Annotated in this window: 14 protein-coding genes and 1 other annotated feature; of the genes, 6 read left to right on the top strand and 8 right to left on the bottom strand. The window is 55.7% G+C overall.

Annotated features, from left to right (window positions below):
- The first annotated feature begins 179 nt into the window (after positions 1 to 179).
- Together emrD and dsdA are read left to right on the top strand one after the other, a co-directional pair.
- Positions 180 to 1,364, top strand: a complete 1,185-nt coding sequence (gene emrD / locus C2U54_RS04985; protein ID WP_103181007.1) for a multidrug efflux MFS transporter EmrD — start codon at positions 180 to 182, stop codon at positions 1,362 to 1,364.
- Positions 1,365 to 1,426: 62 nt separating this feature from the next.
- The gene (gene dsdA / locus C2U54_RS04980; protein WP_103177648.1) at positions 1,427 to 2,725 is read left to right on the top strand and encodes a D-serine ammonia-lyase; all 1,299 of its coding nucleotides are present in this window, start codon (positions 1,427 to 1,429) and stop codon (positions 2,723 to 2,725) included.
- Position 2,726: 1 nt separating this feature from the next.
- On the opposite strand, the gene C2U54_RS04975 is transcribed toward dsdA, so the two are convergent.
- The 4 genes from C2U54_RS04975 to C2U54_RS04960 form a co-directional block, all read right to left on the bottom strand.
- On the bottom strand, positions 2,727 to 3,830 hold the full coding sequence (locus C2U54_RS04975) for an anaerobic sulfatase maturase (protein WP_158251040.1): 1,104 nt from the start codon (positions 3,828 to 3,830) through the stop codon (positions 2,727 to 2,729).
- On the bottom strand, positions 3,827 to 4,189 hold the full coding sequence (locus C2U54_RS04970; RefSeq protein WP_103177646.1) for a DUF202 domain-containing protein: 363 nt from the start codon (positions 4,187 to 4,189) through the stop codon (positions 3,827 to 3,829). The genes C2U54_RS04975 and C2U54_RS04970 overlap by 4 nt, the downstream gene beginning before the upstream one ends.
- Positions 4,179 to 4,526, bottom strand: a complete 348-nt coding sequence (locus tag C2U54_RS04965) for a YidH family protein (protein WP_103177645.1) — start codon at positions 4,524 to 4,526, stop codon at positions 4,179 to 4,181. The genes C2U54_RS04970 and C2U54_RS04965 overlap by 11 nt, the downstream gene beginning before the upstream one ends.
- Positions 4,527 to 4,707: 181 nt before the next feature.
- Entirely contained in the window at positions 4,708 to 6,123 is a 1,416-nt protein-coding gene (locus C2U54_RS04960; protein ID WP_103177644.1) for an aryl-sulfate sulfotransferase, read from the bottom strand.
- A gap of 477 nt (positions 6,124 to 6,600) precedes the next feature.
- Here C2U54_RS04960 and C2U54_RS04955 point away from each other — a divergent pair, with 477 nt between their 5' ends.
- The 3 genes from C2U54_RS04955 to C2U54_RS04945 are packed head-to-tail and all read left to right on the top strand — an operon-like array spanning position 6,601 to position 9,772.
- Positions 6,601 to 7,926 carry a PTS sugar transporter subunit IIC gene (locus C2U54_RS04955; RefSeq protein WP_103181006.1) on the top strand — a complete coding sequence of 442 codons (1,326 nt, stop codon included), beginning with the start codon at positions 6,601 to 6,603 and terminating at the stop codon, positions 7,924 to 7,926.
- A gap of 28 nt (positions 7,927 to 7,954) precedes the next feature.
- Positions 7,955 to 8,278 carry a PTS sugar transporter subunit IIB gene (locus C2U54_RS04950; RefSeq protein ID WP_103177643.1) on the top strand — a complete coding sequence of 108 codons (324 nt, stop codon included), beginning with the start codon at positions 7,955 to 7,957 and terminating at the stop codon, positions 8,276 to 8,278.
- Positions 8,279 to 8,287: 9 nt separating this feature from the next.
- Positions 8,288 to 9,772, top strand: coding sequence for a sulfatase (locus C2U54_RS04945; RefSeq protein WP_103177642.1), 1,485 nt, complete (start codon positions 8,288 to 8,290; stop codon positions 9,770 to 9,772).
- Here C2U54_RS04945 and C2U54_RS04940 read toward each other — a convergent pair.
- From C2U54_RS04940 to ibpA, 3 genes are all read right to left on the bottom strand, one after another.
- Entirely contained in the window at positions 9,769 to 11,430 is a 1,662-nt protein-coding gene (locus tag C2U54_RS04940; RefSeq protein ID WP_103177641.1) for a putative transporter, read from the bottom strand. The genes C2U54_RS04945 and C2U54_RS04940 overlap by 4 nt on opposite strands.
- Positions 11,431 to 11,618: 188 nt before the next feature.
- The gene (gene ibpB, locus C2U54_RS04935) at positions 11,619 to 12,047 is read right to left on the bottom strand and encodes a small heat shock chaperone IbpB (RefSeq protein ID WP_103177640.1); all 429 of its coding nucleotides are present in this window, start codon (positions 12,045 to 12,047) and stop codon (positions 11,619 to 11,621) included.
- Positions 12,048 to 12,184: 137 nt separating this feature from the next.
- On the bottom strand, positions 12,185 to 12,595 hold the full coding sequence (gene ibpA / locus C2U54_RS04930) for a small heat shock chaperone IbpA (protein ID WP_032615564.1): 411 nt from the start codon (positions 12,593 to 12,595) through the stop codon (positions 12,185 to 12,187).
- Positions 12,589 to 12,662: a sequence feature (ROSE (Repression Of Heat Shock gene Expression) occurs in the 5'-region of heat shock genes and acts as an RNA thermometer to modulate expression.), on the bottom strand. It overlaps the preceding gene by 7 nt.
- A gap of 244 nt (positions 12,663 to 12,906) precedes the next feature.
- On the opposite strand from ibpA, the gene C2U54_RS04925 reads away from it, so the two are divergent.
- Positions 12,907 to 13,239 carry a YceK/YidQ family lipoprotein gene (locus C2U54_RS04925; protein WP_103177639.1) on the top strand — a complete coding sequence of 111 codons (333 nt, stop codon included), beginning with the start codon at positions 12,907 to 12,909 and terminating at the stop codon, positions 13,237 to 13,239.
- Here C2U54_RS04925 and C2U54_RS04920 read toward each other — a convergent pair whose 3' ends face one another.
- Entirely contained in the window at positions 13,240 to 14,466 is a 1,227-nt protein-coding gene (locus C2U54_RS04920; protein ID WP_199184426.1) for a DUF3748 domain-containing protein, read from the bottom strand.
- Positions 14,467 to 14,503 lie beyond the last annotated feature (37 nt).

Here is a 14,503-nt window from a genome sequence, read left to right as displayed (position 1 = left end):
AATTAACGCTGGCAACATTCGTTGCCGCTGTCGTTTAAAAATCCTGCCTTCTTGCCCCTTCCCGTTCTTCAGCCGGGTACTTAACTTGTCATTTTCCTGTGGTAGATTCCTCGCGCATTTATGGGAATGCGTAGTCACTTATTCTTTATTTCTCACTTTTGGCAAAAGTATTCAGCGACATGAAAAAACAGCGGAACGTTAATTTACTCTTGATGTTGATCTTGCTGGTCGCCGTCGGTCAGATGGCGCAAACCATCTATATCCCGGCCATCGCGGGCATGGCGAAGGCACTCCAGGTGCGCGAAGGGGCAATCCAGAGCGTGATGGGCGCCTATCTGTTGACCTATGGGGTATCGCAGCTCGTCTACGGCCCGCTTTCGGACCGCGTGGGTCGCCGCCCGGTGATCCTGGTCGGCATGACGATTTTTATGATCGCGACGGTCATCGCCATGACCACCCACAGCCTGAGCGTGCTGATTGCCGCCAGCGCGTTGCAGGGCGTCGGCACCGGCGTCGGCGGGGTGATGGCACGCACGCTGCCGCGGGATATGTATCAGGGGAGCCAGCTGCGTCACGCCAATAGCCTGCTGAACATGGGCATCCTGGTGAGCCCGCTGCTGGCGCCGCTGATTGGCGGCCTGCTGGATACCGTCTGGTCCTGGCGGGCCTGCTATGGCTTCCTGCTGGTGCTGTGCGCCATCGTCACCTTCAGCATGGCGCGCTGGATGCCGGAAACCCGGCCCGCTGAGGCGCCTCGCACCAGACTGCTCACCAGCTACAAAATCCTTTTCGGCAATGGGGCGTTTAACTGCTACGTGCTGATGCTGATTGGCGGCCTGGCGGGTATCGCCGTATTCGAAGCCAGTTCGGGCGTGCTGTTGGGCGCCGGGCTGGGTCTCAGCAGTATGGTGGTGAGTATTCTGTTTATTCTGCCGATCCCGGCGGCGTTCTTCGGCGCATGGTTTGCCGGACGCGCCAATAAACGCTTTACCACCCTGATGTGGCAGTCGGTGGCAAGCTGCCTGCTGGCGGGGCTGATGATGTGGATCCCGGGGCTGTTCGGGGTGATGAATGTCTGGACCCTGCTGATCCCGGCTGCGCTCTTCTTCTTTGGCGCGGGGATGCTCTTCCCGCTGGCGACCAGCGGCGCGATGGAGCCCTTCCCGTTCCTCGCGGGCACCGCCGGGGCGCTGGTGGGAGGGTTGCAGAATATCGGCTCCGGCGCGCTGGCCTGGCTCTCGGCGATGATGCCGCAAAACGGACAGGCCAGCCTTGGTCTGCTGATGACCTTAATGGGGCTGCTGATTGTGCTGTGCTGGCTGCCGCTGGCCTCCCGCGCCTCACATCACCAGCAGGCGGTGTAGCGTTCACTTGCCCTCGCGTCCGTTTCCTGTTTTCTTAAGGGGATAACGCCTGCGAGGAACCTATGACGCCACAGACCCAGACATTAATCGCGCAATATCCCCTGCTCAATGCGCTGATCGCCCTGAAAGAGACCACCTGGCTTAACCCCAAAGCCACCACGCTGGCCGAAGGGTTGCCGCACGTTGGCCTGACCCAGGCCGACGTGGATGATGCCCACGCGCGCCTGGCGCGGTTTGCGCCGTACCTGGCGAAAGCGTTCCCGGAAACGGCGGCCACAAACGGGATTATCGAATCGGAGCTGGTCGCCATACCGGGGATGCACAAGCGGCTGGAGACGGCGTTCGATATCACCCTTCCCGGCACGTTGCTGTTGAAAAAAGACAGTCATCTGCCGATCTCCGGCTCCATCAAAGCCCGTGGCGGCATCTATGAGGTGCTCACCCACGCGGAAAAACTGGCCCTCGCCGCGGGCCTGTTAACGCCGGAGGAGGATTACAGCATCCTGCTGGAGCCGCGCTTCAAAGATTTCTTCAGCCAGTACAGCATCGCCGTGGGGTCGACCGGCAACCTGGGGATGTCCATCGGCATCATGAGCGCCCGCATCGGCTTTAAGGTGACGGTCCATATGTCCGCCGATGCCCGGGAATGGAAAAAAGCGAAACTGCGCAGCCACGGCGTGACGGTGGTGGAATATGAGCAGGACTACGGCGTGGCGGTGGAGCAAGGCCGCAAAGCGGCCGAAAGCGATCCGAACTGTTTCTTCATTGACGATGAAAACTCCCGTACCCTGTTTTTAGGCTATGCCGTGGCAGGCGCACGACTGAAAGCGCAGTTTGCTGACCAGGGCCGGGTGGTGGACAGGGATCATCCCCTGTTTGTCTATCTGCCATGCGGCGTCGGCGGCGGCCCTGGCGGCGTGGCGTTTGGGCTGAAGCTGGCCTTTGGCGACCATGTGCACTGCTTCTTTGCCGAACCTACTCATTCGCCGTGCATGCTGCTGGGGGTTTATACCGGGCTACATGACCAGATTGCCGTGCAGGATCTGGGGATCGATAACCTCACCGCGGCCGATGGCCTGGCGGTAGGCCGCGCGTCCGGTTTTGTTGGCCGTGCCATGGAGCGCCTGCTCGACGGGTTCTATACCCTCTCCGATCAGAGCATGTATGACATGCTGAGCTGGCTGGCGCAGGGGGAGCAGATTCTTCTTGAGCCCTCCGCGCTGGCGGGAATGGCCGGGCCGGTACGTCTTGCCACTGCCGGGCACTATGCGCTGGACAACGCCACCCACCTGGTGTGGGCCACCGGCGGCGGCATGGTGCCGGACGAGGAGATGGCGAAGTATCTGGCAAAAGGGCGGTAACTTACTGGCTCTGGCGTAACAGGGTCATTAACTCGATGGGCGAACGGTGATGGCGGATAAGATCGCGCATCACCCGCATATGCGGGGCACAATGGCGAAAGAACGCCAGATACCCCGCGCACAGCGCGCTTTTGCCCTCCACCCGGTGTTTCGGGCAGTCGCCGTTGCACAGGTAAAGCGCCGGGCAGGCCTGGCACTCACCGGGTAAAGTGGTTTTTTTACGCTGGCCAAAGGCGATGGCCGCCTCACTGTTATTAAGCTCTGCCAGCGGCGTCTGGTGGATGTTACCCAGCCGGTACTCGGGGTAGACATAGTGATCGCATTGATAGAGATCGCCCTGCGCCTCCAGCGCGAAGGCGTGGCCGCAGGTGACGGCGAGGGAACAGATCTGCGACGGATAGCCGCACCAGACCCCTAACGTCGAGTCGAAAAGCTGCACAAAGATGCGACCAATATCCTCCCGCACCCAGATATCAAACACCGACGACAGGAATGCTCCCCACTGCGCATCGCTGACTGATTCCGGGTTGTCGTGCTCCAGCAGGGGAAGAAACTGCAGATACGGCGTGCCCAGCGCGCGCAAATAGCGATACATGCGCTCCGGCTGGCCGCTGTTCTGCCGGTTGATGACCGTCAGAAGATTAAACGACACCTGATGCGCTCGCAGCTTCTCTATCGCCGCCAGCACCTTATGATGAGTAGGGTTGCCGCTGCGGCTGACGCGGTAAGCATCATGCAGCGCCGCAGGCCCATCGAGAGAGATACCCACCAGCCAGCCCTGTTCACGAAAAAAGATACACCAGGCGTCATTGAGCAGGATGCCGTTGGTCTGAAAAGCGTTGTGGATACGTTTTCCTGCGCCATGCCGCTGTTGCAGTTCCACGACACGACGAAAGAAATCCAGCCCGCACAGGGTCGGTTCCCCGCCCTGCCAGGCGAACTGTACCTCTGGTCCGGGCTGGGCGGCGATATGCTGTTGAATAAAGGTTTCCAGGGTGGCGTCATCCATGATCGCCTGTTGAGGCTTATCGATATAAAAACAGTAGCGGCAATTCAGGTTGCATCGTGAGCTGGCTGGCTTGGCCATAACCTGACATCCTGTCATGTAATACCCCTGATAAAAGTAATGAGATGGTGGACATGGCTAGCAGCAAACAGTAATGCGAGGGATAACACTGCGAGGGCGATCAAAAATTTAATATGCACCGGTCGGGATGATGAAAAATCATACAGAGAAACATCCATTTGCGCCCTGCTGCGGGTGTAATACCAGAGGATCAGCGCCGCGATTGCCAGTACACCCAGCGCCACCCAGAACAGCTGCCCTGCCTGCTGCCAGTTGTGTTTAACCGCCAGCACCATCAGGGCGCCGTAGCCCAGCAGGGTGCGCAGCCAGGCGAGCGAGGTCCGCTCCGGCTGCAGTCCCGGATCGGCCAGGCGGCGGGCTTTGCGATTATCCGCCATAGAGCACCAGTCCCATGACAATCACCGCCACCACCATCAGGATCAGGCTGATAATCAGCAGGCTGTGGGTATAGGGCAGGTCTTCTTTCAGGCGCATCGCCTTTTCATTGCGCAGCCAGCGCAGGTAGCCGTAGATCGCCAGCCCTCCGGAAAAAAGGCACAGCAGCAGCGCCAGCAGCTGGCGGATCACCGGCGTGGCAAAGTCGGGTGCCAGCTGGTCAAGGCCGACACCGGCTGCCAGAAAGCCCAGGGCGGTACGGATCCAGGCCAGAAAGGTGCGCTCGTTTGCCAGCGAGAAGCGATAATCCGGCGCTTCGCCGAGGCGGGAAATTTTCATAACTACTCCTGTCTGGCTGCTCATCGAATAAAACTCAGGCAATAGTAACGTATACAGAGAAGTCATTCCCACCCGCAGGATCCGGTGGTGACAGCCGTATAACCACAGCCAGGGGAACGGGTTACAGGTGGTGTAAAGGCGGCAAGTAACACCAAGCCTTATCTTGCCGCTAAGGTTAATTTTAGATTAATGAGCGCAGCTCATCGTAAGTAAATATTCTGCCGCGATAGCCTAAGCCGGTATCAATATTGTAAACCGACACACCAATATTATTATCGGTATCAAAAACGAAGAAAGATTGTTCGGCACCAAAATAAACATTGTAATATTCGTTCCCGACATCAAATACCGATGATGTGAGTTCGCTGCGCTGGCCTGGGAAATGAAACTGATCCAGGCGCTGAACCGTCGAGGCGGTTAAATCTATGGCAAGAATGGTAGGTAAGGAATCCAGTGCGGCAGCGGTATAAGTAACCGGGTCCGATTCAATCGTCCGGACCAGTTCCTTGCCCTGTTCATCTGCGCAGGAGTTGTTATTGAACAGGGAGACAACGAACTTGTTTTCACCCCGCCACGCCTGGTACCGGCTGTTGTGTGTGACAAAGACGGCATGCTCGCCGTTGGGATAGCTGAAGTTATCCTCATCCACCACCTGCAGATTCAGGGCGCTATTCAGCACAGGAAAAGCTGGGTTATCAATAATCCACTCCGGATCCCCGGAGGCACTATTAAGTCCCAGCACAGTACAACTGGAGCGGGAATTGATCATCAGTTGCCCGGTCTCTGCGACATATTCCAGACTATTGAAATGCACGTCGTTGGTGTCGGTATTATCCAGCACCGTGGCACCCATAAATTCCCGGGAATAATCACGTTGCCAGAGCAACGCCCCGCTGTTGATGTCGTATTTATAGAGGATGCACTCCAGTTTTTGCTCGTCACTCCAACCATCCAGCAGCGAGCCTAACACCCAGAGATTGCCTTGCCCGTCAGTAGTGATGTCGTGATGAAAACCGTAACCCGCTGGAGCAGAGTAGGTTTGCGTGACCTTACCGGCAAGGTTAAAGCGGTACAGTGTTGGCGCAAAAGCATGCTTGTCGGGATCCCAGGTTTCACTGGCTTCGGCTGACCAGAGCGAGTTTTCAATAATTTTTAGGTTGCCGTACATCCAGGGGAACAGGCCGGTAATACGCAGATCGCCATTGATGTCATAGCCATTCCACGCGCTGGTGACAAACCAACCCTGCCCTAAGGTATTCTCTGCCATCGTGCCGTCAGCAATATTGATTGCCAGCGACAGGGGCACTTCGCCATAGTCCTGTCCCTCTGTTGATATCGATATAAGGAGGGTTTCTACGGCATTGTCAGCGGTATAAAGATTCAACGTGACCGAATTTAAATAATTGGCATACAACCCCACCACGACAATCTCTGGATTAACGCTGTATTGATCGGTGCCGTAATGAAAACTGGTGTTCACCGTTTTACCCTTGACGGAGTAGTCAAAGCGTACCGCCTCGGTACTAGCAATAGAAATTAATGCGCACAGTTTGTTTTTATCGTAGGGATTCAGATTAACAGTATAGGTTGCGTTCATTTTTTCATTCCTTTGTTTAATAATGATTGGAAAATTACTTGGCCGTGCGAAAGCTAACTTATACTTCGGTTTAATATAATTTTGTGGCTGAGCCCGCAAAATAAAATCGTCGCCTTTAATTTACTAAATATATCTTCAAAACACTTCCCACCTCAATAATTAAGGTTAAATTATTGACCGTTTATATATTGAATCATCCAATAAGGGCATCCCGGCTTATTCACAAATCCATTGTATATATAAAAAGCTTATCGAATAGAAATTTAAATAATCGAAAGTAATACATCAGTAATTTTGCAAATAGAATCACAAAAAATCAAAATCAATCTTCTAATGACTAAATATGATTATTAAAGTGCATTTGCTGCCAAAAATGTTTGCCTTTATCACCACTAGTCGTTCCGTTATTAAATAAGAAGCAACAAAAAAGTGGATTTTATTAATCTGGAAGCGAATATCACGGAGGTTGACTGCATTATGTTTTCAGACTTCATTTCAGTAATACAATCTTTTTTAACTGAACCCGCTATTTTAATTGGGTTGCTGGTAGGGCTGGGTTATGCCCTCGACAGGAAATCGCCGATCAAAATTATTACCGGTATGGTTAGCGCCATGGTGGGATTAATGATGGTGCTCTTTGGCGGATTTCAGTTCTCAGCCACATTTAAACCCGTTGCCGATGCGGTCAGTAAATCTTATGGCATTCATGGCTATTTAATGGATTCCTATGCCATGAAAGCAGCAACCCAGATTGCACTCGGCGATAATTTCGGTTTTGTAGGTTATGTGTTTGTGCTGGCCTTTTTTACCAACCTGGTGCTGGTCTTACTTGGCCGCTACACAAAGGTGAAAGGCATTTTCCTCACCGGCAATACCGGGGTGTCTCACTCTCAGGCAGTGCTGTGGTTGATCGTCTTCTGGCTGGGCTTTGGCTGGGTGCCGTCGATTATTATCGCCGGGATTTTAACCGGCGTATTCTGGGCGTTTGCGACTACCCTGATAGCCAAACCGGTGGCGAAAATCACCAATAATGCCGGCTTTACCATAGCCCATAACCAGATGCTGGGGATCTGGTTTTTCTCGAAATTCGCCCACCTCTTTGGCGACGCCGAGAAGCAGGATGCCGAGAATATGAAGCTACCCGGCTGGCTGGCGATTTTTAACCATAACGTTACCTCCATCGCCATTGTCATGACCGTGTTCGTCGGCGGGTTCCTGTTGACGACCGGCATCGATAACGTTCAGGTCATGGCAAAAGGTAAGCCCTGGTATATCTACATTATTAATCTCGGCCTGCAGTTCTCCATGTATATGGTGATCCTGCTCCAGGGCGTTCGTATGATGGTCGGGGAAATTAACGCCTCGTTTAAAGGCTGGCAGGATCGTTTAATTCCCGACGCGATTCCCGCTGTCGATGTTGCAGCATTACTTCCCTTCTCCCCGAATGCCGCCACCCTTGGTTTTATTTTCTGTACCTTCGGCACGATTTTTTCGATGGGGATCCTGCTGCTTACCCATAGTCCGATTATGGTATTGCCCGGTTTTGTGCCGCTATTTTTTGCGGGCGGCCCGATCGGCGTATTAGCCAACCGGCTGGGCGGTTACCGCGCCGTTATTATTTGTACTTTCCTGCTGGGAATTATTCAAACCTTCGGCACCGTATGGGCAATTCCCTTAACTGGCCTCGCTGCGGAAGGGGTGGGCTGGACCGGTATTTTCGACTGGGCGACCTTATGGCCAGCGATTTGCGAAGTACTTAAGTTTATTGCCTTAACGTTCCATCTTGGGCCTTATGCGGGCTAACTCATCTCATTGTGAAAAGGATATCGTTATGAAAGACAAAATTAATATTCTGTTTGTTTGCGGCTACGGTGTCGGCAGCAGCGTGATGTTGCAGACGGTGGTAAAAAAAGCGTTAGCTAAATATGACATTGATTTCGCCATGGAGCACACCGCCGCCGGCGAAGTCGGTGGGTTCACCGAATGGGCCGATATCTATGCCATTTCGAAAAAACTGATTGATGTGGTAAGCCTCGATCCGCGGCACGGGCAGTATCTGATCCCCATCGAAAATATTATGGACGGAGAGACCATCGGGAAGCAGATCTACGCCGTGGTTGAAGAGCATTTCCCGCATCTGGTAAAGGCCCGTTAAGGAGCGACGATGAAAGCGATCATTCTGCTCTTCGACAGCCTGAATAAGCACTATCTGCCGCCTTACGGGGATATGATCACCCAGGCGCCAAATTTCCAGCGTCTGGCGGCCCGCTGCGCCACCTTCAACAACAGCTATGTTGGCAGTATGCCCTGCATGCCCGCACGTCGCGAGTTACATACTGGCCGGTATAATTTTTTGCACCGGGAATGGGGGCCGCTGGAGCCGTTCGACGACTCCATGCCGGAGCTACTGAAAAAAGCGGGCATCTATACCCACCTGATCAGCGACCACCTGCACTACTGGGAGGATGGCGGCGGCAACTACCATAACCGCTACAGCTCATGGGAAATTATCCGTGGCCAGGAGGGGGATCACTGGAAGGCCAGCGTCGCCGACCCGGCCATCCCGGAGGTGCTGCGCGTGCCCCAGAAACAAACCGGGGGCGGGGTCTCCGGGCTCTGGCGACACGACTGGGTCAACCGCGACTACATTCAGCAGGAGGCGGACTTCCCGCAAACCCAGGTCTTTAACGCCGGGTGCGAGTTTATCGACAAGAACCATCACCAGGATAGCTGGCTATTGCAGGTGGAAACCTTCGACCCCCACGAGCCGTTTTATACCACCGAGGCGTACCTCTCGTTATACCAGGATGCCTGGAACGGCCCGCACTACGACTGGCCCCGCGGCAAAGTGGAAGAGAGCCCGGAGGCGGTAGAGCATATTCGCTGCCGCTATCGCGCCCTGGTCTCCATGTGCGATCGCAACCTGGGGCGCATTCTGGACCTGATGGACCGCCACGATCTGTGGCGCGATACGATGCTCATCGTCGGCACCGATCACGGCTTTTTGCTCGGGGAGCATGGCTGGTGGGCGAAAAACCAGATGCCCTATTACAACGAAGTGGCGAATAACCCGCTATTTATCTGGGATCCGCGCAGCGGTCATCAGGGGGTGCAGCGAGATGCGCTGGTGCAGATGATTGACTGGGCGCCGACGCTGCTGGAGTTCTTCAACCAGCCCATCCCGCCCGACGTTCAGGGCCGTCCGTTAGCCCGCATTCTTGAAGATGATACCCCGGTGCGTGACGCTGCGCTGTTTGGGGTCTTCAGCGGCCACGTCAACGTCACGGACGGGCGCTATGTCTATATGCGCGCCGCACTGCCTGGCCGTGAGAATGACATCGCCAACTACACCCTGATGCCCATCAAGATGAATACCCGCTTTACCCCGGATGAGCTGGAGGCGATCGCGCTGGCGCCCCCCTTCCGCTTTACCAAAGGGGTCAAAACGCTGCGTATTCCGGCTCAGGAAAAATACCCCGGGGTGAACCGCGTCGGTAATCTACTGTTCGATTTACACACCGACCCGCACCAGCAGTGCCCGATAGAAGATAAAGCCATCGAAGCGCGGATGATTGCCCTGCTGGTGCGTCTGCTACATGAGAGCGACGCCCCGGCAGAGCAGTTCACCAGGCTGGGGTTAGAGGTTTAACCTATCCCCCAGAACAGCACCGCCAGTAGCTGCGGTGTGATAATGCGCATAAACATCACCAGCGGATAGACCGTGGCGTAGGAGAGCGCCGCCGCCCCGCTGGTGGCGTGCAGGTTGTTGGCAAAGGCCAGCGCCGGGGGATCGGTCATCGAACCGGCCAGCATGCCGCAGAGGGTGAGGTAGTTCATCTTCGCCAGTAGCCGCGCCAGAATGCCCATCGTGATCAGCGGGACGGCGGTAATGAGGATGCCGTAACCAATCCAGCTGACGCCGTCACCGCGGGCGAGCGTCTCGACGAAATCCCCGCCAGATTTCAGCCCCACCACCGCCAGAAACAGCACGATCCCCAGCTCACGCAGGGCAAGGTTGGCGCTCGGAGGCATAAACCAGTAGAGCTTACCGACACAGCCGATACGACCGAGGATCAGTGCCATAATCAACGGCCCGCCTGCCAGCCCCAGCTTGAGCGCCACCGGGAACCCCGGTACATAGAGGGGGATAGAGCCGAGCAGGACGCCGAGTCCGATACCGATAAACACCGGTAGCATCTGCACCTGCTGCAGTTTTTGTTGCGCGTTGCCTACCATATTGGCGACGGCGTCAATGGAGGCCGGGCGCCCGACGAGGTTAAGGATGTCGCCAAACTGCAGGCTGGCGTCCGGGCTGGCCACCAGCTCGATCCCGGCGCGGTTCAGGCGAGAGATCACCACGTCGTAGCGCTCTTTTACCTGCAGTTCGCGGATTTTCTTGCCTAATACCTTCTCGTTGGTCACCACCACGCGCTCGACGCGCATATCGGTGCCGCGGGTAGAAAGGGAGGTATCCACCTCCTGGCCAATCACCAGTTGGGCGTTATGCAGGTCCGCCGGTTGCCCCACCAGATGCAGCAGGTCGCCTATCTGGATCACCGTGCCGGGCAGCGGCACCATCAGGGTTTCCTCACGCTTCAGGCGGGAGCAGATAATATTGGCGCTGTTAAGGATCGGCACATCCTGAATTGGCAGATTGTTCAGATTGGGGTTGTCGACGCGGATGTTGATGGTCTTAATCAGCGCCTGTCCGTTCGTAAGGGTAGATTCATGCTCCCGGGCTTCCTGTTCAACGTTAACGCGAAACAGGATACGCATCAGCCACATGGTGAGCAGGATGCCGCAGATGCCGAACGGGTAGGCCATGGCGTAGCTCATCCCCATCTGATCGACGATGTCGGGGGCGATGCCCAGATCGCGCAGGATTTGCTGCCCGGCACCCAGCGCGGGAGTATTGGTTACCGCCCCGGAGAAAATGCCCAACACCACCGGCAGCGGAATGGCGAAGAGTTTATGCAGCAGGGCGGTGACCAGCCCACCCATCACCACAATCCCCATCGCAAAAAGATTAAGCCGCAGGCCAGAGACGCGCAGCGAGGCGAAAAAGCCGGGCCCGACCTGGATGCCGATAGTGTAAACGAAGAGGATCAGGCCAAATTCCTGAATGAAGTGCAGCATTTCCGCGCTGAGCGTAATGCCAAGCTGGTCGGCAAAATGGCCGACAAAAATCCCGCCAAAGAGCACGCCGCCAATGCCGAACCCGACGCCGCGGATTTTGACATTGCCTATCCACAGCCCGACCACCGCAACCAACGCCAGAATACTGACCGTTAACGCTATATCACTCATGACAGCATCCCTGTGAATAACAATATAATTAGCAGGGATTTTCGCAGAGCGCAGGCGGGTTGTATGGGCGATGGCGCACAAAAAAGCCCCGCCGGGGCGGGGCTTTGATTTTGCCCGGCGACGCTTCGCTTGCGCGAGCCTGCGGGTCTTGTAGGTCGGGTAAGCGTAGCGCCCCCCGACACAGTCTATTAACTGTTCAACGCCGGACGTTCACTGATGGCGATCCGCTGCGGAGCAATCGCTTCCGGCACGTTGCGGGTGATGTCGATATGCAGCAGCCCGTTGGTGAAGGTGGCGCCCGTCACCTCCATATGTTCAGCCAGGGTAAAGCTCAGGCTGAACGGCTGGGTCACCAGCCCCTGGTGCAGCCATTTGGTTTCGGTTGCTGGTTTTTCCGGGGTGCCTTTTACCGTCAGGCGTGTGCCTTCCAGCTGAATATCGAGGTTCTGCTGGCTGAAGCCGGCCACTGCGAGCGTAATGCGATAGTGGTTATCGTCGCTCTTTTCGATGTTATACGGCGGGAAGGTCTGGCTTTCGGTGGTGCTTTGCAGCGCGGAGGCCAGTTTGTCAAAACCGATCCACTGACGCAGCAGCGGGGATAAATCGTAATTACGCATACTAAATCTCCTTCTGAGAAGCGAGTTCGGTACAATTTATTTTTGTACACACTTGTTCCTGCAAATCCTTATGGATTCACATATGCTCCCGATATCGGCAAGCATTTATATTTGGGCCGCGAAAGCGACCCGGACAATTAATTAATTTCGATACGGCGCGGTTTTTTCGCTTCCGGGATAACTCGTTCCAGATCGATATAGAGCAGACCGTTAACCAGGTTCGCGCCATGAACGTGGATGTTCTCAGCTAACTGGAATTTACGTTCAAAGTTACGTTCCGCGATGCCCTGATAGAGGTAGGTACGTTCTTTCTGCTCGCCCGCATGAGCGCCTTTCACCACCAGCAGGTTATCCTGAGCGGTGATCTCCAGTTCGCTTTCAGCGAAACCGGCCACGGCAATCGCAATGCGATAATGGTTTTCGTCAACCAGTTCAACATTGTATGGAGGGTAGCCATTGCTCTGGCTTTGGTTGTTTTCTAAATGGTTGAACAGACGATCGAAGCCAATGGCTGAACGATAAAGCGGAGAAAGATCAAAGTTACGCATACAGTTAAAACTCCTGAAATCAGCAAGAATTGTCGCCTTCCACCATGGACAGGCAGGAGTATCCCAAACGCCCCTCAGGCACGTTTGTTCATCGATACATCCTTAAAATGGGTCCGTTTGCGATCTTTTCAAGCATGCCGTTGCGAGAATTTTTTGCACTTTACGGGTACTGGAATAGACTGGGTCTACAGCACGTAAGGTTAAAATGCGATAGGTGCCACAGAGCGGTACTTTTCAACTATTCATTTTGAGAATGGCCCGTTATAAACCCGGTAGCAGGTTTATGCCGTGCCATTGATGATGACTAACTGATGATGAAAAATGTTCTGATAAAACTGACGACGTTCAGCGCAGTGGTTGTGCTTTGCGGGTGTTCGAGCGTGATGTCTCACACCGGCGGTAAAGAAGGAACCTATCCCGGCACGCGAGCCAGCGCGACTATGCTGGCTGACGACGATACCCACTGGGGAACGAAATCGCTGGTGGTGCTCGATATGCCATTTACCGCGGTGGTCGATACCCTGCTGCTGCCGTGGGACCTCTTCCGCACCGATAAATCCGTTCGCTCCCGCGTGGAGCAAAGCGAGCAAGAGACCCTGGCGACCAACGCCGTGATCCCGCCCGCCGGGATGCCCTCTCGCTGATTAGCGTCCGGTCTCTGTCACCCACAGCTGCCGGAATCCGTCGATCTCCTCCATCCAGGCAATGGTGTGCCCATCCGGAGAGTAATTCACCGCATCACCCGACGGCGGATTGCCGTGATCGGACGTCAAAAACGTCACAGCACCAGACGCCGCATCACAGGTTGCAATGCGATCCTCCAGCACAAATCCCAGTGAATGGCCCGCCGGATGCCAGTTAAAGGCCGACTGAATATCGCTTGGGTTATGGGTAAGCTGACGGGGTTCACCCCCTTCAGGGGCGATCAGCCACAGCTGCACCACGCCGTTATCATCCCGCATCAGGAACGCGATTTGTGTCGCCTGGGGGTTGCTGCGCACCCAGTGGCGCGGCACGTTCACCAGCCCCGGATAGCGGTTGCCGTGAGTAAAGGTTAAACGGCGCTGCATGACCCCGGCAGGCGGGGCGGGCATGCGATCTGCCGTGCCCTGAAGCGGTAGATCGCCCGCCTGTTTCCAGCCCTGTTCCTCTTTCGGCAGGTCAACGATAAACAGCTCCGGCACCTTCTTGCCGCTGGCGGTAAGGGTATCGCCGATAAAAGCCAGTTGATGATTACCGACCCAGCCCTCTTCGTAGGCACGGTTGATCTCATCGCTGCCCGGCTGTGGCGCGGGGGTGGTACGGCTGACCAGCACGCTCCAGTGCGTACCGGCATACTCCCGCGGATGGTGGCCCGCAGGGGTCACCGGGCCATAAGGCGCGGCCACGCCCACGTTACGTAAATCCAGCGTCGGATCGAGCGTGTGCAACACATGGTCGTTATAGGTAAAGCTGACGAACTGCCCGTCCGGGCTATACACATGAACATGACTGCCACCGCGCAGCGCGCCGGAGGTGAAAGGCGGGGTGATATCCATCGCATCAAGATTGCTCACCTGCCCGCGCTCTGCAACCACCCCCTGACGGTGATGGAAGTCGTACTGCCAGTGGGCGTCGGGATGTTGCGGGCCGTGGATAAAAACGTATTTATCAGCCGTCGGATGGACGGTGACAACCCCCACATGCGCACCGTTGCTGGCGCGATAGATCACCTCGACGTCGCCGGTTTTAACATTCACTCGTTCAATGGTTTCGCCGGTAAACGACGCCCCGGAAGGCCGGACGTCAAAAGCCAGCCACTGGCTGTCTGCGGTCCAGGTACGGGTATTGGTGAGCTGATGGTTGCGGGGAGCGAAAGTGATTTGTTTCATGAGGATACCCTGATGCGCGGATGTCGCATCAGGGTAT

Origin of the sequence: Leclercia sp. LSNIH1 (assembly GCF_002902985.1) — a bacterium.
GTDB lineage: Bacteria > Pseudomonadota > Gammaproteobacteria > Enterobacterales > Enterobacteriaceae > Enterobacter.
The sequence above is the reverse complement of the archived record's forward strand: the minus strand, read 5'-3'. Positions and strand labels throughout refer to the sequence as shown.